14 protein-coding genes are annotated in these 23,713 nt (G+C 25.3%); 11 read left to right on the top strand and 3 right to left on the bottom strand.

Annotated elements, in window-relative coordinates; translation table 11 throughout:
• Positions 1-14: 14 nt before the first annotated feature.
• Together EPJ79_RS06735 and EPJ79_RS06730 are read left to right on the top strand one after the other, a co-directional pair.
• Positions 15-6,944 (top strand): TolB-like translocation protein, encoded by a 6,930-nt coding sequence (locus EPJ79_RS06735; protein WP_147738917.1) that lies wholly within the window; start codon positions 15-17, stop codon positions 6,942-6,944.
• Between the two features lie 571 nt (positions 6,945-7,515).
• On the top strand, positions 7,516-8,643 hold the full coding sequence (locus EPJ79_RS06730; RefSeq protein WP_147738916.1) for a hypothetical protein: 1,128 nt from the start codon (positions 7,516-7,518) through the stop codon (positions 8,641-8,643).
• Positions 8,644-8,927: 284 nt separating this feature from the next.
• Here the strand turns inward: EPJ79_RS06730 and EPJ79_RS06725 are convergent, their stop codons facing one another.
• Positions 8,928-9,989, bottom strand: coding sequence for an NAD(P)-dependent alcohol dehydrogenase (locus tag EPJ79_RS06725; RefSeq protein WP_147529052.1), 1,062 nt, complete (start codon positions 9,987-9,989; stop codon positions 8,928-8,930).
• 275 nt (positions 9,990-10,264) lie between these two features.
• On the opposite strand from EPJ79_RS06725, the gene EPJ79_RS06720 reads away from it, so the two are divergent.
• The 3 genes from EPJ79_RS06720 (at position 10,265) to EPJ79_RS06710 (ending at position 16,534) form a co-directional block, all read left to right on the top strand.
• On the top strand, positions 10,265-10,987 hold the full coding sequence (locus tag EPJ79_RS06720) for an outer membrane beta-barrel protein (protein WP_147717498.1): 723 nt from the start codon (positions 10,265-10,267) through the stop codon (positions 10,985-10,987).
• Positions 10,988-11,287: 300 nt separating this feature from the next.
• Positions 11,288-14,644, top strand: coding sequence for an Eco57I restriction-modification methylase domain-containing protein (locus tag EPJ79_RS06715; RefSeq protein WP_147738915.1), 3,357 nt, complete (start codon positions 11,288-11,290; stop codon positions 14,642-14,644).
• Between the two features lie 198 nt (positions 14,645-14,842).
• Positions 14,843-16,534, top strand: coding sequence for a retron Ec67 family RNA-directed DNA polymerase/endonuclease (locus tag EPJ79_RS06710; protein WP_147738914.1), 1,692 nt, complete (start codon positions 14,843-14,845; stop codon positions 16,532-16,534).
• A 101-nt stretch (positions 16,535-16,635) separates the two neighbouring features.
• Here EPJ79_RS06710 and EPJ79_RS06705 read toward each other — a convergent pair whose 3' ends face one another.
• Both EPJ79_RS06705 and EPJ79_RS06700 read right to left on the bottom strand, forming a co-directional pair.
• On the bottom strand, positions 16,636-16,878 hold the full coding sequence (locus EPJ79_RS06705) for a DUF2442 domain-containing protein (protein ID WP_147528997.1): 243 nt from the start codon (positions 16,876-16,878) through the stop codon (positions 16,636-16,638).
• 2 nt (positions 16,879-16,880) lie between these two features.
• Complete coding sequence (locus EPJ79_RS06700; RefSeq protein ID WP_147738913.1) at positions 16,881-17,135, bottom strand: DUF4160 domain-containing protein; 255 nt, start codon at positions 17,133-17,135, stop codon at positions 16,881-16,883.
• A gap of 210 nt (positions 17,136-17,345) precedes the next feature.
• On the opposite strand from EPJ79_RS06700, the gene EPJ79_RS11565 reads away from it, so the two are divergent.
• The 6 genes from EPJ79_RS11565 to EPJ79_RS06680 all read left to right on the top strand — a co-directional run bounded on the left by EPJ79_RS11565 (position 17,346) and on the right by EPJ79_RS06680 (position 23,665).
• Positions 17,346-17,507: a hypothetical protein gene (locus tag EPJ79_RS11565; protein WP_158634361.1), complete on the top strand. Its 162-nt coding sequence runs from the start codon at positions 17,346-17,348 to the stop codon at positions 17,505-17,507.
• A 35-nt stretch (positions 17,508-17,542) separates the two neighbouring features.
• Positions 17,543-19,069: a hypothetical protein gene (locus EPJ79_RS06695; protein WP_147738912.1), complete on the top strand. Its 1,527-nt coding sequence runs from the start codon at positions 17,543-17,545 to the stop codon at positions 19,067-19,069.
• Positions 19,070-19,263: 194 nt separating this feature from the next.
• Positions 19,264-21,198 carry a hypothetical protein gene (locus EPJ79_RS06690; RefSeq protein ID WP_147738911.1) on the top strand — a complete coding sequence of 645 codons (1,935 nt, stop codon included), beginning with the start codon at positions 19,264-19,266 and terminating at the stop codon, positions 21,196-21,198.
• A gap of 125 nt (positions 21,199-21,323) precedes the next feature.
• On the top strand, positions 21,324-21,491 hold the full coding sequence (locus tag EPJ79_RS11560; RefSeq protein ID WP_158634360.1) for a hypothetical protein: 168 nt from the start codon (positions 21,324-21,326) through the stop codon (positions 21,489-21,491).
• Entirely contained in the window at positions 21,484-21,798 is a 315-nt protein-coding gene (locus tag EPJ79_RS06685; protein ID WP_147738910.1) for a hypothetical protein, read from the top strand. The genes EPJ79_RS11560 and EPJ79_RS06685 overlap by 8 nt, the downstream gene beginning before the upstream one ends.
• Position 21,799: 1 nt before the next feature.
• Complete coding sequence (locus EPJ79_RS06680) at positions 21,800-23,665, top strand: AAA family ATPase (RefSeq protein WP_147738909.1); 1,866 nt, start codon at positions 21,800-21,802, stop codon at positions 23,663-23,665.
• The last annotated feature ends 48 nt before the right edge of the window (positions 23,666-23,713 follow it).

The raw sequence follows: 23,713 nt of genomic DNA, 5'->3' as shown, positions 1-23,713 counted from the left end.
TTTAAATTTGTTTTATGAAATTAAAATTTATATTATTTTCTTTAAGTTTATTTTTTGTTTTTTCTTGCGCGACTAAACAAAGAAGCGCCGATTATATATTTGACAGTCGTCCGTTTTTAAGAGAGTATAAAAAATATTCGCTCACTTCGGGAGAAAATAATCCCGCTTTGGATTCGGTAATCGACAGAGAAGGAACTTGGATTTACTATTCGAGGGAAAACGCTGGAAATACCGATATATTCGCCGTAGATTCTTATAATTTGGAAAGATTTAGACTTACTCGAAGTCCGGGAATCGACTCTTCCGTTTCGGTAGATTCAAAATCTAAATATTTGGTTTTTTCTTCAACGAGAGACGATGCCTTTGGAGATATTTATTTATACAAACTTGTAAATATTTTTAAAGTCAGAAAAAGTAGAAAAAAATTGGAAGATTTGGAGCAGTCGATAGTTAGGCTTACCGATTATAAAGGATACGATACCGAACCCGTGATATCGCATAATGGAAATATGATAGCCTTTATATCCGACAGAGACGGCAAAACTAAAAAATTATTTACAATGAAACCTAATGGAAAAGATATAAATAAAATTTCCGATTTGGAAGCGAACTCTCCCGCTTTTTCATTTGACGATAGATATATAGCTTTTATAACTTCAAAAATTGGAGAGCCTTATTCTCAATTAGCGGTTTTTGATTTGCAATCTAAAACTAATATAACGATTTTAACCGACAGTAAAACTTTAAAATTTAATCCTTCTTTTTACAATAACGATACGATTATATATTTTGAAATAGAAAATGATTCTGACGGTGACGGAAATTTAACTTATTACGATAAAAGACGATTAATGTCGTATTCTTTAAGCTCAAAACAATATTATTTGCTTTCGGAAGACACTCAATTAATAGATTTTAATGTCGCTTATCCTTCCGCTTTGGTTGGCGCTTATGTGGTTAATACGGATGGAACGAGCATAGTCGCTATGGGTTCTACAAAAGAATATTTTATAAAAGACGATAACGCTAACACTATGTATGATACTTTTACAAAATTGCCTTATAATAAAAAAGAAGAGGTTATTGAAAGATTTTCCGAATATTTTCCGTTAAAAGAAGATGAAAATAATGTCGCAAAAGCTTATTTCGATATAATGATTCAATCTTATACAAACGAAAAAAACGATATTTATTTAAACTCAAAAAATACTCTTATAAACTATTATAAAGAAACTCTTTTTGGTTTTTTAGCCGATAAAATTGACGGAGCTTTTAATACTAATTGGCTTGATATAAAAAATTATACAAATGAATATTTTTTATCGAATAATACTCAAACTATTGAAAATAATATAGCTTGGGCTGGATTTATTTCGGCTAATGAAAAATTTAAAAATCAAACGGACAATAAAACTTCTTTAAATATTCTTACAAATATAATTAATTTGAATACCGATAAAGATTTATATATTTTAATTTCAAAATTATATAGTCGTTCGCTTGAAAATAATAATTATGAATATACAAACGATTTGTATAAAATTCCTTATGTAAGAAAAGATTTAATATTTTCCGATAGATTGGAAATAGCGAAAGATTTTTTGAAAGATTCAAAATTTTCTTACGAATATATAATTGAAAATTCTCATCCTTATTTTCCTTTGTCGGTTGCGGCAAGATTAATGTATTTGGACGGACTTATTCTTTCAAGAAATTATGACGATGCCACGAATTTATTTCAGCCTTATTTAGAATCGAATAACGATATAATGAAGGCTTTGGGTTATTACGCTAACGCTAAAATTTTGATTGCAAAAAACGATGACGGCGCTTATCTTTTGCTTAAAAACGCTTTGAATTCTGGAGGCAAAAATTTTGATTCCACTTACGAGGCGAAAGATTGTAAAAATTTGCTTGCCAATTATTATAAAACTTTAGCGGATAAATATTATAATGAAGGACGATATTCTGTCTCCTACGATAACTATAAAGAAGTTTTAATTTATAATCCGAACGATACTACATCTTCGTCAAGATTAATTGAAAGCGGATTAAGAGCATACGATAATATAGATTCTCTTGAGCTAACTATAACCGAAAGAGAAAAAAATCTATTGTCTACAAGATATTCTGACCATGAAGCTCATGCGGAACTTGCAAACGCTTATTATTATTTGTCTAATAGATATTACGGAATAGCTATGTCAAAACAATATAGCAAAGAAAGATATGTTTTAAGCGAAAAGCAGAGAGAGGACGGATTTTATTTATATTTGAATAAATCTTTTAATACGATAGTAGATAAAGCGGTTTCGTATATGGATTTTGCAATATTTCTTTATCCCAATGATGCGGATTATTATATTAAAAAAGCCGAAATGTTAACTTTCGCTCAAGCGTTGCAAATTCAAGTTTATCAAGAAGATAAAACTTATAAAAGCATTATAGAGCTTGTGCCGAGTTATAGAGATAATAATGTTAATAACGATAGATATGTAGGATATAATAAATTATCTTTTCAAAGCGTTAATTTAGAAAGCGAGATTATTGATTCTCTTATAATGGCAAAAAGTAAAGTTAAAACAAAGCCAAATATGGTTTCTATAATGCTTGCCAACTCTTATTTAATGAACGGCAGATATTCTGATGCGGCTTTAGAATATAAAGAAGCCGAAATATTATTAAACACTGTCGGAAGCGATAAGAGTAAAGCTTGGTATCATTTCTTTTACGGATATTCTTTATGGATGAATAACGATATAGAAAACGCTTATAAAGAATACGAAACGGCGCGAAATTTATTTGAAAAATTGGGCGATAAAGAAGCGATTTATAAAATAGTCGGTTATACTTCGGTAGCGGCTATAGAACGGAAAGATTATAAAAAAGCTATAGAATCTTTGCTTGAAAGAGATAAACTCACTAAAGAAAATATAAATCAAAACGAATTAAACGAACTTTTGCTTGCGGCATGTTATTTGCAACTTGAAGATTATAATAACGCTTTGATATATTGCGATAATGTTAAAGAAAAAATAGACAGTTTAGACTCTTCGGTTTATACTCCGAATTATTTAAGCGCCACAATTTACGGAACGGATATTAATATAATAAATTTTGGTTTAGCCGCTTTTGGAGGTTATATACCAGGCGAGCCTCTTAATGTCGATAAACAGCAAATGTTATATTCTATTTATCAAGAATTATACGAAAAAATGGGAAGATATTCCGATTCGAGAGAAGCTTTATCTTCTTATAAAAATTATATTTTGAAAGATACTCCAAAAAAATCTATAAAACCTTTAATGCTTGCAACTTATTATAATAACGAAGGATATTTATATTATAGGCAGGGTTCTATTTCAAATTCTATAAATTCTTTCAGAGCTTCCATAGACGAATACAAAAAAACTTTAGATTCTAAAGCTTTGGCAAATAATCCTAATTTGGCTTATGAAAACGCTCAAAATGACGCTAAAAATTATTTAAGTTTATCTTCGCTTTATTTAAGATATTTATCTCAAAACGATTTGACTTCTATAAAGAAAGAATTTTTTAAAGAATTATTCGACACGACTAAAAATTTGCAAGTATTGTCGACTAATAATTCCGTTAGCTCAAAAGACAGATTATTATTATATTCGCATATAGCGGCTTTTAGATATATAATGGCTTTAAAATTAACCGCCGAAGCGGACAATTCGAGATTCAAAAAAAAGAAAGACGACCCTTTGGATATGAGCGGACATGATATTAATGTTCAAAGATTATATATGCTTAAAGACGCGATTGACAGATATAAATATATTCTTTCTTCCAATTCCAATTTTCCCGTAGATTTAAAAACTGAAATAATTATAAGATATAATTTGGCTAAAGCTTATGAGCTTGCAGGCTATATAGAAGAAGCTTCAAGAGAATATATGTCGGCTTATTCAAAGGCTCAAGTTTCGGCTTTCGCGGTTGAAGAGATAGCGATATTAACTACTTTAATTGATTTTAGTTCAAAATATAGAGAAATTTATCCCGATAGTTTAGATTATCCTATTCAGTATGTTTTTAGAATTCTTAAAAGATTAAGAGAAAGCGTATTTATGATAACTTTCGTTGAAGATAATAATTTTATTTTAGAACAGGCAAAATATAAGGTTATAGAATTTTTAGAAGATAAGCGTCCCGATGCGAGCTTTAATATACTTGCAATGTTTGACGCGATAGAAATGCGAAGAAAATTTTTAAACGGAAGACTCTATACTTTAGGAGAGAATAATTATTTATTAAGAGATTATTATAAACTTTATGACGATGTTCTTTATTCTTATAGAAGATATTTAGATTCTGTCTCTACTCCTTATAATAGCAAAGCGGAAGCTGCTACTTTAAAAGAAATTATGGAATACGAAAAACAAGCTATAGAAAAATTTGATAATACGCCTATAGAACATATCGTTATATGCGATGTTCAACCTAAAGATATAGATAAAGCTATGCGAGAAGATGAAACTTTTATTTGGGATACTTATTTTGGATATAGATTTGTTAGAGAAAATAATAAAAGTTATTTCTATATGCAAACTAACGATAATCTTAAAACAAAAAATTATGTCTCTCATATTGGAAATAGTCCGCTTAAAATAAGCGATACGAATATTTTTATTAGAGAATTATACGATTCTACGGAATATATGCTTCCTCCAAAAACCGCGTATATAGATAGCGGGCTTCTTTCATTTCTTAAAATAAATAGAAACGCTGAAAAAAATATAAATAGCATCTCAAGCGCTACTAATAATATAATTTCTACAAACGCCGATTTTAGTTATTCAAACGAATTCAAAGTTTATAATGTCGCTTATAAAACTAACGATTATACGAATAATTTGCAATATTCTACAAATACAAACAGAAGAAGAATATTTAAATTTATAGAATTAAAAGATATTATTACCAATTCTTATGTCCCTTTGATTGTCGATATAACGGGAGCTAATAATTCGGATATTTCAAATATAATGAAAAAAAATCTTTATATAGTTTATTCCGATAAAGAAACTTTTGATAAAAATAAAAATCTCTTAAAAGAAATTAATAATATGGCTTTGGTAGTCGGAAATTCAAATAGAGAATCGAGAATAATATTTTATACAAATTATTTAAGAAATATAGTTACAAATTCTTTAGAAAATAGCATGAAAGGTTTTGACGGAAATTTATTTACTGTTTACGGAAAACCCGACAACGATATGACTTTATTATCAAATGTCGCTTATCAATTTAAAATGAGATTATATAATTCTTATTCAAATTCAAAAAATCCTTCAACGACTATTATTTCAAATGTTATAAGTTATTCTCAAAGCGATAATGAAAGAATTCTTAATTATGCAAAAATAATAGAAGATAGATATTCTGCAAAAGATACGAATACGGCTTATACTCTATCTGAAGAAGGCTATAAATTTTTAGCGCAGTCTTATAGCAATATTGGAGATTCTAACGCTTATAGGTTTATGAAAGCTATGCTTCCCGTTTATAGAAGATTGGGAGAGGAAGGAGCTATTAAAGGCGCAAATAGAGCTTTGCATTTTATGTATTTATACACAAACGATACTTACGATTTGATAGACGAATATTTTACTCCGAGAACTTTAACAAGATTTATTAAAGCTCAAAAAACTTTAAAAAATAATTCGAGCGATTCGGTTAGATATTTAAATTATATTGCAAGCAGAGTTGACGGAGAATATAAAAATAAAATATTAGAGATTGCCGTTTTATACGATTTGCTATACGCTAAAATGTCTACAAACGATATAACGAATTTTTTAAATACTATGACTAACGCTAACGATATTATAAATATTGCAAATACTATTTCGGATAATAAGGCTACAAATCAAAACGATATTTTTAACGCGATGAATTATATTTACGCTAATCAATATATTTTTGAAACCGAAACAGTATCGGCTTTTGCGGAAAAATTTTATTCTTTATACAAAACAAACGCGAGTTATATTTACGGACTTTTAAATAAAATAAGAGTTCCTGAAAGCGATTTTGAAAATAATATAAAAACTGCCAATGAAATATTTTCAAACGAAAATACAAATACGATGTTTATATTTTATTCTTACGAAAACTCAAAATATATAGCTTATAGTTATATAGTAGGCGACAGAGAAGTAAAAAAATCGGCGCTTATAGACAGAGAAAAATTAAACGGATTTTTAGAATCTTTTGCGAATATAAATAAAGCTCAAGATAGAATAAAAGCTTTAAAATCTATTGAAAACGGAATGCTATCTTCCGCTATTATTAAAGACGCTTCTAAAGTAGGCACGGTTTATATTACGGGTTCTTACGCTAATTTATTTACCGTTCCTTTTGCATATTTGGAAGCTTTTAAAAATGCGGATGTTATAAAAATCAGAGAGTTAAAATATTCTTCCGAAGATATTATAAATATTGGAAATATAGATATTAAAATAGAAACGGATTCAAAAAATAATTTTTATAATTCTTTAGAATCTTTAGCCGTTCAATCTGCAAAAATAAATTCTGCAAATTCAAAAAGAGAAATTTTGGCGAGTCATTATATAGGAATATCGACAAATAGCAAACCTTTTGACGAAAAAGATATTTTCTTGTCTCCCGCCACGAATATCGATATATTTAGATATTTGAGAGGAAGAAACGATACAAAATTAATGTTTACATATTCCGCTAATTCTTCAGGCGATTATTATACGATAATGAAATATTTGTATGGCAATTTTGACAAAGGAATAATAAACGCTTATAGATATATAAAAAATAATAAAATTGATTTTAGTCCAATAAATCCTTCGGACGAAAACGCTTTATATATGGCAAGTTATACTTTATTTGATTATATATTGCCTGGAATTCCTAAAAAATATAGAAAGGTGATATATAATTAAATATAAAATGAAATTTAATGCAAGAATTAAAATAACAATTAAAAAAGTTAACTTTAAAAATTTGTTTTAATTAACAAATGAATTTTATTAAAAGTAGATTACTTCGGCTATAAATAACCTCATAATGACAATAGATTAAATTTTAGAATTTTTTAAATTTGTCATTATTTAAAATATTTTAATTTGAGATTTCATTATAATTTTGAATTTTAGGAATTTACTTTATTTAGAATTATAATAATTAGTTTTTTAGAATTTTCTTAAATATAAGAATTTTATTTTAAATTATAATCTTATATTTCTATTTAAAAGAATTTTTTCATTGGTAAATTGCATTAATTATAACATAAACTAAATTTTATTTCAAATTTTATACTATGATTTTTTGATAATTTTAGGTAAAAAGTAATATAAAAAAATGATAGAAAAAATTAAAAAAATTTCTAAAATTCAAAAAAAAGTTCTTGACTTTTTATAAAAATTTACTATCTTATTAGTAGATAGATAAAATTATTTTTATAGCTTTATCCATCAGTAAATAAAAATTTCATTAAAAATGGAGGATATGCAAATGAAAAAATCGGTTTATTTACTTTTATTTTTAATTGTAGTTTTAGCTACGGCAATAGCTTGTAAGTCAAACACAATGAGCAATTTTAGCGGAGAGACGGGTTTGATTGACGAAGCTACTGGAAAGGTATGGACTAATGGCTTTGTAAAAACCGACACGGTAACTGCAACGGAAGAAACCATCAGAGGTTATACAAATGCTGCCCCTGTAAAAGAGATTATTACTCAGTATGTTCAGGGAGAGAAAGAATACATAATTAAATATGTTACAAATGAGACGGTAGCTCAACTTCCAGACAAACCAGGCGCAAAGTATAGAATTTCTGTTCTTTGGACTGAAGGAGGAGCTTGGGAATTTGATGTAGATTATAGAGATACTGCAAAATTAAATAAATTATGGCTCGGACAAATTAATAGAGAGGGCGCAAAAGACGGTAAAGTTTTCGCAATTAGAAATGGTAGAAATCCTTATGGAATAGAAGATTTCCAAAAAAGTTTACCAGCAAAAGACGAAAATGGAAATTTACAAGATTATTACTATTTTGATTCTAAAGGCGATATTTACTACAAACCAGATAACAGATTAATCAAAAAATTTGTAGGCGCGATTATAGTTCCTCGCATATATGTTACTAAAAAGAATTATGGATTTAACGATAGCGTAACGCATGAATATGGAGTTTCTAAAGAATATACAGTTGGAGCGCTTTATAAAATGGCTATAAGCGGACATGAAGCTAACTCAATATATGGTAGAGGCGGTAGCGCTAGAAACGCAGTTCATACATTCATAGAAGCGGATATAACTTTGTCTAAATTCTGGAATGGAGCTTATTATGAAAATATATTCTTCCAGAGACAGTTCCCAGCAGGAGCTTTAGAAGTTTTGGTTATGAATCCAGGCGGTAATGAAGGAATCAAAGGAGCTGCAGGAATCGATTCATACTATGTTTGGTGGGAAGGACCTGACAGAAACGAAGATAAGTATAATAAAATGCTAAATGAAAAATTGTATTTAGGCGAAAGACCTGAGTTTACATTCCCACAATTTACGAGATATGTAGTATTTTCAGATAGCGGAAATACTCCTTGGTGGTGCTACATGTTCATGCCAGGACATAAGAATTAAGGAAGCAGATAAGCTATAAAAAATTAGTTCCGTATATACCTATTAAAAGGCATTCTCTCAAATCGAGGGAGTGCCTTTGTTTTATTGCAGAAGACAAATTTATTCATTCTTTATTTTTTTTCTAACGAGAATAAAGAAGAAATGAAAATTTTTACTTACCTTTATAAAAAACTTTATTTTTTTATTTTTATCTTTCTTTATAAATTAAATATTCTTTAATAAAAAAGGATAGGCATTTTTTATGCCCATCCCAAAACTATGAGTTTAATTATTATATTGAATATTTATTTTTCTATTCTAACGACAGGTTTGATTAAATCCGCAGGTTTATCTCTCATCATAAATAAAGCTTTTTCCAAATTATCCCAACCGTCAAATACATGAGAAACCAAATGATGAACATTTAATTTTCCTGAAGAAACCAAAGAGCCTAATTTTTCCATTCTCAATCTTCCGCCTGGCATAAGTCCGCCCAATATGGCTTTATGTCCCATGCCAACGCCCCATTCAACTCTCGGGATTTGAACATAATCGCCTTTTCCCAAATAGTTTACATTTCCGATTTTTCCGCCTGGTTTTAAAGCTCTAACGGCTTCGGCAAAAGTGTCGACTTCGCCTCCAGCTATAATAACTTTATCGACTCCTTTTCCGTTTGTCATATCCAAAACTTGTTTGTCGATAGGTCCGTTTTTATAGCTTATAAACTCTTCCGCTCCGTATTTTTTAGCGGCTTCTATACAATTTTTTCTTGTTCCAACGGCGAGTATTCTTGAAGCTCCTCTTAAACTTGCGCCCGCAACTCCCATTAAACCTACAGGTCCTATGCCGATAACTAAAACCGTATCTCCGTATTGAACATCCGCAAGCTCAGCTCCATGAAATCCCGTAGGAACCATATCGGAAAGCATACAAGCGTCAACAGGGTCAATATTTTTAGGAAGCAAAGCCAAGTTTCCGTTTGCATCATTAACATGGAAAAATTCTCCAAATACTCCGTCTTTGAAGTTTGAGAATTTCCATCCTGCAAGCATACCTCCAGAATGCATAGAATATCCCGCTTGAGCTTCAACGGAATCCCAATCTGGAGTAATAGCTGGAATCAATACTTTATCTCCTTTTTTGAAGTCCGTCACCAAACTTCCAACTTCAACAACTTCTCCGCAAGCTTCATGTCCTAATATCATATTATGTCTTTCGCCTATAGCTCCTTCCCATAATGTGTGAACATCCGAAGTGCATATTGCAACGGCTAAAGGTTTTACAATAGCGTCTTTAGGTCCGCAGGCAGGTTTTTCCTTTTCAATCCAACCTGATTCTCCTATTTTTAACATAGCATAACCTTTCATATATTTCTCCTTTTTAGAATAATTTTTTAACATTATATAACATTTATTTAATTATGTCAAAATATTTTGTTCTTTTTTAATAACAAAAAATAATAAGAATTTGGCGTCTTTCCGTTGTAAAAATCTATAATCGTAAATAGCTTAAAAATAGCTTGATAAATTGCCTTAATTTTTTAGTAAAAATTATTTACTTATACTTGACATTTTATTTACAATATTGTAAAATATTCTCATAAGATATTAATTATATTTTTTATTTAAGGAGGATTTAATTTATGAAAAAAATATTAAGCATATCTTTTTTAATCTTTTTGATTAGTTTATCAAATTTATTTTCTTCAGACTTTGAGCCTGGAATAGGTTTTGTTCTGCCTTTGGGAGCTTCGATTTCTCAAAAAAGCCAAATCCATAATGCAAACGCCGATAAAAATAACGGAACTTTATCTGGCAAATCCGCTTTTGAATTCGGTTTTTCTATAACTCCAGGCATGTATAAAGGTTTTGACGATTATATGGGTTTTTCAATAGCTTTAGATTTAGGCTATCATAGAGATGTTTATTCCTATAAAGAGAATAAACTTGGAGGCTCTCAATATAAAGAGGTTTCGACAAAATATTCTTTTGATACGATAAATATAGGTTTATTGCCAAAATTCAATATCGCCCGATTCTTTATAGGAATAGGCGGAGGAATAAAACTATTAGTATCGGGAAGCGAAAAAACTCAAAATTATAACGAGGAGAAAAGTCAATTTTTCGATTCTGAAACGGCATATAATTTTAACGCCATAAAAAATAAATTTAAAAATCCTTTCGTTCCTTATATTAAAGGGACTTTCGATTATTTATTTTTCTTTAGCGATGAAACCGCTTTAGGAATTGGTTTATATGCTGGATACGATTTTGGTCCTCAAATTAAAGACGAAAGATTTAGCAAAAATAATTTAGGCTCTTTCGATATAGGTGGACAAATAAGTTTTTATTTTGTCAACGATTAATTAGACTAATCAATAATTATAAAGCGATGGTTATAATTTTAGCTGTCGCTTTTTTTATGCAATTTATAAGTAATATTACGGGCTTGAGTTTATATATAATTTAGTTTATATAATTATATGAAATATTAAGTAAAAATTCAAATTGGATTTCTTCGATTTCTACAAAAGCTCTCAATTACGGTTTCATTTTGACAATATAGAATTATTTTGTTATAATATTCTTGAAATGAATTTTGGAATTATAAAATATTTTTAGAATGAATTTTAATAAATTTAGAAATTATAAATTGCGGGGAGAAAATGAGATTTGATAAAGAATATAGCAGGGAAGAATGGACTAAATATTTAGGAGATAATTTTAAGTATGAATACGGTTCTATTCCTAATCAAAATAGCATAATTGAAAAATATATTGATTGTTTGGATGATTCAAATAATAAAGCGATTGTTTGGCTTGGCAATTTAAATGTCGATGAAGATATCGGAGTTTATGAGATTAGAATAAAAAATACTAAAACGGGAAGCAGAGTTAAAATTTCTAAAATATGCATGGATATTATAAAAAGCGGAGGTAAAAATTCTTTTGGGAAAGGAATATTTTTTATTTTATATTCTAATGAAAATGAAAAAGCTTATAGAATTTCTTATGTGAAATATGATAAAAAGGTAAATGAAAATTATGAAGTGAAAAAAGATTTGAGCGACCCGAAAAGATTTACTTATTTACTTGGAGAAGGCGCGAAAGTAAAAACGGCGCAAAGTAGATTAAATAAAGAAGCGTTTTCAAGCGTTAAGAAAATTGAAGAAGCTTTTAGCGTAGAACCCGTTAATAAAGAATTTTATAAAGGAATTAAAATTTCTTTTGACAAGATTTATAAAGATGTTTTGAAAAATTTTGAAAATGAAGAAAATGCATCTAGCGACCGCTTGCTTTCAGCAAAAGAATTTAGTTTAAGATTTTTAGGAAGGGCGCTTTTTTGTTGGTTTTTGAGAGAGAAAGATTTGATACCGAAAGAAATTTTTGATTTTATAAATATTGGCGAAATGAAAACGAAAGATAATTATTATAAAGAAGTTTTGGAAGAATTATTTTTTAATATATTAAATGTAAAAATGGAAGAGAGAAAAATTGAAAGTAAAATAATTAATAAATACGAAAAACAAATTCCATTTTTAAACGGCGGATTATTTTTAAAGAAAGAAGAAGATTATAAAGTAAAAACTATCGATAATGAAATAATAAAAGAATTGTTTGAATTTTTTGAAAAATATAATTTCACTGTAGATGAAAGCGCGCCATTTGATATTGAAATTTCTATTGACCCTGAAATGCTTGGGAGAATATTTGAAAACTTGCTTGCGGAGATTAATCCCGAGAGTTCCGCGAGCGCGAGAAAAGAAACGGGAAGTTTTTATACGCCGAGAGAGATTGTCGATTATATGGTTTGCGAATCGATAAAACTTTATTTATACAAAAAAACTCAAAATGTTAAAGCGGATAAGATAGATAATATTTTTAGCGTAAATGAAGAGGCGGATTTTTCAAACGAAGAGAGAAACGAAATATTAAACGCCATACATGAAATGAAAATATTAGATATAGCCTGCGGGAGCGGAGCTTTTCCTATGGGAATATTGAATAGAGTTTTTAATATAATCGATAAACTTGATTCTAATCATGAATTTTATAAAGAGTTTTTGTTAAAGAATATTAAAGGGCAAGCGAGAGAAGAGTTTAAAAAACTTTATCAAGCGAATAAATTTAATTACGCTTATAAATTAGATATGCTTCAGAGAATGATACATGGAGTAGATATACAACCGATAGCGATAGAGATTAGCAGGCTTCGGGCTTTTTTATCTTTGATTGTTGATGAGGAGAAAGAGAGCGGGCATGAGAATTTGGGAATTAAGGCTTTGCCGAATTTGGAATTTAATTTTATTTCTGCGAATAGTTTAATTTCTTTAGAGCATAAAGAAAAAGAACAAAAAGAATTGAAAGACGAAACTATGGACGGATTTATTAAAAGTATGCGGAATATTGCGGAGGAATATTTTAACGCCGATAGTTTGGATAAGAAGAAAAAAATAAAATATAAATTTGATAGCCTTCAATCGAGAATAATAAACGAGAGTGATTTTTTGACTTCGGATGACAAGAAAAAATTTTTATCTTGGAATCCTTTTGAAAATAAATCGACAGATTTTTTTGATAGCGAGATTCAATTTGGGACAAAGTTTTTTGATATTGTTATTGGCAATCCGCCTTATATACAAATACAAACAATGAGTAAAAGTATAAAAGATAATTATAAAAATGCAGGCTTTAAATCTTTCGCTTCTACGGGAGATATTTATCAATTATTTTATGAGAAGAGTTTGAATTTACTTGATAAAAACGGAGTAGCAAGTTTGATAACTTCTAATAAATGGATGCGTGCAGGATACGGAGCAAGCACAAGAGAATATTTTTATAATAATGCAAATGTTTTTAAGATTATAGATTTGGGAGCTGGTAGATTTTCAAGCGCAACGGTTGATGTAAATATAATTTTTTACGGTAGGATTTTACAAGATAAAATTGAAGGCGAAAGATTATTTGACGCCGTAAATTATAAAGACGATTTGGAATATTTGAATTTAATTAGAATTAGGACACAAGAGGTTTACAACAGGGACGCAGAAGAGAAAACCGCTTTGTTATCTGAAGTGGTGACGGCTAATTTGGGTAAAGAATGGGTTATTATGAATAAAGTCGAGCGTTCGATATTTGAGAAAATTAATAAACATAAGGTTTTAAAAGATTGGAATATAAATATTTATAGAGGAATTTCTACGGGTTTAAACGAAGCATTTATTATTGACGAGAAAACTAAAAATAGACTGATTAAAGAGGATAAAAAATCGGCAGAAATTATAAAACCTATTTTAAGAGGAAAAGATATTAAAAGGTATGGTTATGATTTTCAAAATAAATATTTACTATTCATAGCTTGGCATTTCCCATTACATAATGACAAAAATATAGTCGGAGCGTCTCAAAAAGCAGAGAAAGAATTTAAAAAGAAATATACAGCCATTTATAATCATTTATTAAATTATAAAGAAAAACTTTTAAATAGAAATAAAGATGAAACGGGCATTAGATACGAATGGTATGCTTTACAAAGATGTGCTGCTACTTATTATAAAGAATTTGATAAAAATAAAAGTAATAATGGAAAAGTTGAATATTATGGTAAAATTATGTGGAATAGAATTTCAAGCGAATTATATTTCAGTTATGACGATAAAGGCTATTTTGTTTTAGATAGTATGTTTATGATAAATTGTAAAAATAAAAATACAATAAAATACTTAATAGGAATTTTGAATTCTAAATTATCAAGGTTATATATAAAATTAACTTCTGCAACTTTGGGTAGTGGAACTTATGGCGGTAAAATATATATTGAAAAAATACCTATTCCAAAAATAGATAATACAAATAAAAAATTGGTTGATAAAATTATAAATAATGTTAATGAGATTTTGAAGGTTAGAAGTAAAAATTCAAATGAGGATGTGTCTAAAATTGAGGGAGAAATTGATAAAATAGTTTATTGGTTGTATGGTTTGAGTGAGGAGGAGAAAAATATTATTGAAAATGGGAATTAATACTAAAGTTTAGATTTGACTTTTTTAAACTAATATGATAATTTTTATATTAGCTTACAGATAGATTTTTCCTGTTGATTTCGCAGGAGATGATTTATTATAGGGTTAGTGTTTAAGTAAAAATGCTGCTTTTTCTTTATTCCATATACTGTGCACAGTATATGTCTTACATAAGAGTATCTGTAAGCTTTTATTTTTATGGATACATTAGATAAATTAAAAAATTGTAAAAGTAAATTTGGACTTTCAAAAATTATAGGGATTAAATTAAAAAAAATAACATATATTTTATTTGTAAAAAAATATAATTTATATACAGAATTTCAAATACCTAAAAATAATGGTAAATTTAGAAATATATCAGCACCAAATAAATATTTAAAAATAATTCAAAAGAAATTAAAAAAAGTTTTAGAAGAATGCTATAACGAAATACAACTAAATAAAAACGCTTCTCATGGATTTTTAAAAAAGAAATCTATATATACAAATTCAAACTTTCACAAGAATAAAAGATATGTTTTAAATATAGATTTAAAAGATTTTTTCCCAAGTATAAATTTTGGCAGAGTGAGAGGATTTTTTATAAAAAATAAAAATTTTCAATTAAACGAAGAGGTTGCAACTTTAATTGCTCAAATATCTTGCTATAATAATCAATTGCCTCAAGGTAGCCCAAGCTCTCCTATAATATCAAATTTAATTGCCATTAGTTTAGATAAAGGTTTATCTATATTATCAAAAAAATATAAATTTAATTATACAAGATATGCTGACGATATTACAATATCCACAAATTTAAAAAATTTTCCAATAGCTATAGCGTATAAAGATGATGATGGGAATTGGAAATTAGGAAGCGAGATAATTAAAATGATAAATAATAATCATTTTGATATTAATTTTGATAAAGTTCGCATGCAATATAAATCTTCAAGGCAAGAAGTTACTGGTCTAATAGTAAATAAAAAAGTAAATGTAAAGAGAAATTATATAAGAAAAACAAGACTTATGTTATATAATTTAATTAAAAATCCAAATTCTGATGATTATCAATCAATAAGGAATTGTATTGAAGGAAGAATTGCTTTTATATATCAAATAAGAAAAATGAATTTTGAAAATAATAAAAGAGATATAGCTAAAAAAATGAAAGATATGTTTTTTTATTTTGATAAAATTATTAATAATCAAAAAATAACTATTATAACTGAAGGTAAAACGGATAAAGTTTATTTAAGCTCGGCATATAGCCATTTTAAAGAATATTATAAATTAAATTTTCAAATAATAACAAAAATACCTTATACTAAACATGATAGTAATAATATTAATAATACGGGAGACCAAACTTTAATGAATTTTGTAAAAGAACTTAAAGAAAAAAATAATATAAAACCATATAAATATTTATTAGAAAAGTCTAAAATAAAAAATCCTAAAAACCCCGTTATAGTTATTTTTGATAGAGACAGGATAAATATAATAAAAGAATTTGAGAAAAATATTAAAAATGAAAATTGTAAATTTGTATTTTTTGAACCAAATATATATTATTTTGTTTTGCCAAAATTAATAGGTAAAGAATATTTATCTATAGAATATTATTTTCCAAATAAAATATTAAATAAAAAAATAAAAGGTAAGAATTTGTCATTATGCCAAGAAAAACATAAAAAACATATAATTTATAAAATAGACGAAAATAATGACGGTTTAAGTAAAAATGAATTTTCTAAATATATAAAAAAATTAAGATACAATACAAAAAGAGATAATATTTTAAATGAAAAGAATAAAAAATATTTTGATAATTTTAAATCTATTTTTGATATTATTAACGATATAAGAAAGGATTATAAAAATAAATTGCAGAATATAAATAAGTAAATTAACAAATTGCTTCGTTAAATTTGTATTGCCACGCCTTTGTTAAGGTTCGCAATGACTAATTTTTTTATATAAAAAAGATATATTAAATATTTTATTTTTCAATTATTATAATAAATTTCATTGCAAGATATATCTAAATAATCGTTCCAATAAATGCCATAACCTTGAATATCGATTTTTACCAATTTAAATAAATTTTTATCTCGTTTCAATATTTCAAAATCTTTATTTACTTCTATAAGTTTATTTAAATCGTAAAATCGTTTTTCTCCGCTTTCAAATAAAACTTGTAAAGTAAAATTGTCTAAAGCTTCTACATTTTTTATTTTATGAAACGACATAGCTACTCCAAAGGTTCTAATTGTTTAAAATTTTGCGTTTGCCATATATTTAATAATTCTGCTTGATTATTTTTCGCCCATTCCAAAACCATAGAAGACGCTTTGCTTGGTAAATCGCCTTCTATAATTTTTAATTCGTTAATATCCACTACGCCGACATATTCTCCATATATTGCATGAAAATGCGGCGGATTATGTTCTTTCTGCTGAAAATACATTTTTATTATAATTCCATAAAATCTTGATATAACGAGCATTTTGCTATCCTCTAAATTGATAAATATATTTTAACATATTAAAAAAAATTATAAATAGTTTAAAATGGAATAGTTTATAAATATTAAATTATTATGTCGGTTGATTTGTCCGCTTTATGGTTTGACGGAGGAGGAGATGGAGTTTATCATTGGTTATGAGTTGGAGTTTAGGGTTTAGTAGGAGTTCTTTTTTGATAATAAAATAAAAAATTGGTTGATAAAATTATAAATAATGTTAATGAGATTTTGAAGGTTAGAAGTAAAAATTCAAATGAGGATGTGTCTAAAATTGAGGGAGAAATTGATAAAATAGTTTACGAATTATATGATTTAAGTGAAGAAGAAATAAATATAATTGAAAATGGGAAGTAAAATATAAATTTATAATATTTTAATTGAGGTTATATATGGAATACAAAGTAAGACAATTTATTAATAACGAAGAATTTCAAAAAGATACATACCCGCATATTAAATGTTATTTAGAAGCTTATAATTTAAATAAAGGATACTTTAACAAAAAAGAACAAACAGAATTATTTGATTATTTTTTAGCGCAAAGAAAAGAGCTTATATTACCTTATTTTACTTCATATGTAAATGATATACTTATTAAATCCAATGCTTTTTTATATATAAAAAAAGAAATTAAAGAAAAGTTAGAAAAAGAAATAGAACTAATTTTTAATAAAAGAAGCATAACAGAACAAGATATTTTTGATTTATTTGACTATATAGTATCTATTTATACCGAGTTAGGCGTAGATAAAACTATTGATTATATTAAAAAATCATTTGAAAAAATTGAAATATTAAATAAATCAAAAAAGAATATTGATAAGAAAAAAATAATTCAATCAATTAAAGTAATTAATATTATAGAATTTATAAAAGTGGGAGATATTATTAATCATATAAATTTTATAATATCCATTTTATCAGATAAATTGGATAAAAAAGATATTTGCTATACTATATATTATTTATTAATGAGAGAAGATATTATAAAAATAGATTATAAGGATTTAGTTTATTTATTTATAGAAAATGAACTTTCCAATTCTGAAGGATATGATTATATATATTATAACGGTATATTAACAATAATAGAAAAAATACAAGATGAAGATTTTTTAAAAAGTATATTTTATGATTTTTTCCCAAATAATTCTAAAATATATACTATTACTAAATATTTTGCTTTGCAATTTATTATAATAGATAGAGTTAATAATCTAAAAATAAATATAGATAGATTTTTAGATACGGATGATAGAAAATATTTATTTATAAAACATATTGGTTATTTATATAATAATTATTTAGATGAAAATTTAATAATAAATCTAAATCATGATATAAAATTAGAATGTAAATATTTATTAAATATATTAAAGAAATATATATGTAAAGTAAGTAAAACAAATGAATTTACTTATGAAAAAAATTATTTATGGGCTTCAAAGATATTTAGAGAATATATTAATACGGAAGAAATTTATAATTCCTGTTCTGAAGAAGCTCAAAAATTTAGACTAAAATTAATAATAAATGAAAATGACCCACTTTATACTATAGCTCCTAAAGAAATAAAAAAAGAATTAAAAGAATTAAAGAACATTGAAGAAAAAAGAATCAAAATAAAAACATTAAATGAAGAAGAGAAAATTAATTGTATAAAATATTTTTTTAATAAAGAAAAAATATTAAAAGATTTAAAAAAGATAAAAGAATATTTTAACGATAACTCTAAAATTAAAAGTATCGATTTTTATAAAGGAATTAGTAATATTAATAGATTTTCTTATGAAGATAGAGATAATTTTGTTAATAGCGATATTGTAATATTAAATCCTTTTTTAATAAGTTATATTATGGATTATTTATCAATTTTTAAAAATGAAGTAGATTTGATAAAATTTATAGCGAAATAGACAATAATTGGAATAAATGTTATGTATTTCATCTTTATAATTATTTAATATCTATAAAAAAATATGATTATAATTTTTCTAATAATGAAAAAAATAAAATAAAAAGTTATTTTAAAAGTTTAAAAATATATTATCCTAAATTTATACTATGGAATGTTAATAAGGTTTTTGGCTTTGACCTAAAATTAAATTATTTGATAAATGATAATATTGTTTTAGAATTGTTAAAAACTAATTATATGTTTTTAGTAGACGATAACCCTAAAAAAGTTTTTATATTTAATGGAGTTCGAAAGCTATATGAAAGTGGAATTATAAATACAAATTTGGAATTTGAATCAAAAGATTTTTCACTATTTTTTAAAAGATATAATATTAACAATATAGAAAATATTTTTAATATATGTTTGGAAAAAATAGATATTTCTAAATCCATATATTTAATCCAATATGATTATTATTTTTTTCTATCTATTATAAATATTTATAATATACTGCCAAATAAAGAAAAATATACAAATAAAATAAAAGAATTAATTATTTTATATTTTAAAAATACGCTTGATAATGCTGGTAAAGTCGGACATATATCTCAACTTGTAATAAAAACTACTGAAAAATTAAATATTTTAGAAGATATATTAAAAATTTTATCTGAAAGCAGCCAAATTGAATATGAGCATTTTAATCAAATTTCTATTTGGCAAGATACTATAATAAAAAATGAATATAATGAAACTATTTTAAATATTATATTTGATATAAGAAATAATATAAGAAAAGATAAAATTAAAGTAATAAAATATATTAACACAGATACAGATAGAGTTAATAATTTTAAAAACGAATTATTGAAATTAAGGGATAAAATAAATATTACAAGTAATATAGACGATAAATATATTGACGAATTTTTAAATTATATTTTAGAATTAAATGAAAAATTTAAAATAGATAATTATACCTATAGTGATGCTAACATAAAAGAAAATAATATTATTGAACTTTTAATTTTTATAAATAAAGATATTAGTATATTCGAAGATTTTTGTTTAAAAAAATGGAATGGTTATCATTATCATAGAAAGGCTATTGAAAATTTATTATATGTATTTAATAATATTATTATAGATAATGAAAAAGCAACCGTATTAACTTATACAATATCTAAAATATATCCTAATCTTCCTTCAAAAATAAATTATCCTGTAAATACTTTATATACTCCACAATTTGAATTAAGAATTATAATTGATGAAATTATTAATATGTTTATAAATATAGAAAAAATATATGACGAAAAAGTATATGACAATTTAATTAATATAAACAATTTAGATTCAGATATTAAAAAAAGGCTTCAATATAAAAGAAATAAATTATTTGCACCAATAAAGATAATAAAAAAGAACAATAAATATTTAATTATTGATAAATATGATAATAAAAAAGATTATAATAAAAAATACAATAAAAAAGAATTAAAGGAAAAAATATTTTCAAAAATAAATAAAAAAGATGGCATTATTTCAAGAATAGTAGAATTTTCACATTTAATTGAAGACATAAAAAATAAGCAAATAACTATGTCACACCCTTATTTATTTGAGGATGAATTTGAAAATCAATATCCTATAGATAAAAATTTATATATTTCATGTTTTAGCTATACAGTCGGTAAAGAAAACGCTTATGCATGGTGGAAATTATATGGTAATAAGACAAAATTTAGGTTAACAGTAAAAATAGAATATTTTATAGATAGTATAATTTCAATATTAGATAAAAATTCTAATGAAGATATTGAACTCTATATAGGTTCTTTAGATTACAAAGATGATATATCAAATAATGAAAATGAATGTGATTTTTTTGATAAAAGAAAAGATTTTAATTTTGAAACGGAATTAAGAATAATGGTTAAAGTTAATACTCCATCTGATGAAAAAATAAAATATGTTAATGGGCTTCCTGTTTTATACAAATTAAATATCGGAAATATGTCTATTTATAAAAATATGTCAGTTAATCATAATGATATAATTTTTCATCCATATGATAAGACTTTATTATGTAAAGATAAAGAAGCGATGTTAAAAATTATAAAACAAAATTTAAATAAAAAATAAAATTAAAAATCAGCATACATGCCCACTTTGTGGTTTGACGGAGGAGGAGATAGAGTTTATTATTGGTTATGAGTTGGAGTTTAGTGTTTAGTGGGAGTTCTTTTTTTTGATAATAAAAGAAAAAATTGGTTGATAAAATTATAAATAATGTTAATGAGATTTTGAAGGTTAGAAGTAAAAATTCAAATGAGGATGTATCTAAAATTGAGGGAGAAATTGATAAAATAGTTTATTGGTTGTATAATTTGGAGGATAAAGAGATTAGAATAATTGAAGGGGAAACTAATGATTAAATCTATAAATTTTATTAATTATAAAAGTTTTGACAACTTGGATATAAGCGATATAAATTTTGAAAATATAAACCTTATATTTGGTTATAATGGTCATGGTAAAAGCTCTTTTGCTGATTTTTTATATCAAAGTATTAATAATAATATATTAGACAACTTTAATTGCTCACAACAAAAATATAAAATTTATATTTACAATGAAAGATATAAAAGAAATGTTTTATATATTGACAATGATGAAAAATACGATTTTAATAGTTTTTATGCTGGCGAAAATATTAAAGATATTATAAAACAAAAAAAGTAAAATAGAAGAAAAAATAGCTAAACTGAAAATATTTGAAGATAGAAATGAAAAAGATAGAAATAATGTTAATATTCAAATTGATAATCTTAAAATAATCATAGCAAAAAGAACCAGAGAAGTTTTAGAAAAAATTAATCCTCAAGCTTATAAAACACCGCAAAGTTATACAAAAGCTTCTATTCAAAATGTACAATTTTATAATGCTCAATTATTAGATAGTAATGAATTTGATGAAATTAAAAAGCTCACTATTAATAATAAACCTAATGAAATAAATATATATAATTTTAATTTAATTGATAAAGTTTCTTTCAATATTTCAGAACTAAATAAAATATTGAAAGAAACCCCAGAAAACTATGCTATTGAAAAATTTAAAAATGATATTGAATTAGAAAATTTTGCAAGAACGGCATTAAAAATTAAAAATAACTCTCCTCAAGAGTATAATGATAAATGCCCTTTATGTGGTCAAAGCATAATACAAGTGAAACTTTGGGAAACTTTAGAAAAACATTTTAATAAAGAATATGATAATTTTGTAAAAAAATTAGAAGAATACGCAGATTTTTTTGAATCTGTCAAAAATGAAGTTAATAACTTTAAAAAATGGTTAAATGAAAATTTAATTAATTCAAAATTAATGCTTGAAAAAGGAATTAATATTGACGAATTAAGACAAGAATATATTAATTTAACAGAAACATTTAATATTTATTTAGATAATACTATTATAAATACTATACAAGAAAAAATTAAATCTCCAAATAGAGATGATATTGATATTGAATTGAATCATGATTTTAATCGTTCTATAGAAATACTACAATCAAATAAAATTAAAGATATTATAGATTACCATAATAAGCAACAATCAGAATATAAATCTATTATTGAAGAAAATATTATAAAAATTATAAATCATTTTATAGCTGAAAAAAAAGATAGTTTTTTAGGGCTTCAAGAAAAAAATAAAACAATAGATTATTTTAGCGAAAAAATATCAATATGTAAGGAAAAAAGGGAAAAACAAATAAATTGCATTGAAAATGAATTAAAAGAAGTTGACGAAAGTTTCAAGAATTTAAATGAAGATTTAAATAGTTGGTTTTTTAGCGATATTAAATTTGTAAAAATTTCAGATACTCATTATAAAACACAAAGACAAGATAGTAATGGCTGTTGGTTTGATTGTAAAAGTGAATTAAGCGAGGGCGAGAAAACAATTATATCTTTAATTTATTTTATAAATTCTTATTTAGCTACCTCGCAAGATTTAGAGGAATACCCTATACTAATTATAGACGACCCAATTACAAGTTTAGATAATACAAATAAAGATAAAATTATAAATTATATTTTAGATAAAATTGTTAAAAATAAAAATATAAGAAGTCAAATTTTTATTTTATCACATGAAAAATATATATTGCATAAAATAGATAAAGAATTAAATAGAATAAATTTTTCAAAAAAGAAAATATTAAATGTGAGCAAACATAAATTTACTTCTAAAATAGATACTTTAAATAAAATTTCACTTGATAATGAAGTAAGAGAAATTTATAATAAACTAAAAAAATATGTAGATAACCCAAAATTAAATATTGAAAGTGATATAATGGAATTTCCAAGAAGACTTTTGGAAAAAATATTCTCAATAGTTTTTGAAGATAACAATGATTTTACAAAATGTTATGACAAATTTCTTGAACGATATAAAATTGACAAATTATATACTTCTGCAGATATACAAAAGTTAAATCATAATAAAAGTGATGAAGATTTATCACCTGAAGTATTAGAAAAATGTAAATTTGTAATAAAAATATTTGAAAAGTTTACAAATCCATATAAAGATATTTAATAATTCTAAATTAAAATAAAGTTATATTATAATATATTGCTTTCTTTT

Source organism: Brachyspira aalborgi (assembly GCF_008016455.1).
GTDB classification, from domain to species: Bacteria; Spirochaetota; Brachyspiria; order Brachyspirales; family Brachyspiraceae; genus Brachyspira; species Brachyspira aalborgi.
Note: the sequence above shows the minus strand (reverse complement) of the source record. Positions and strands in the feature narration are given on the sequence as shown.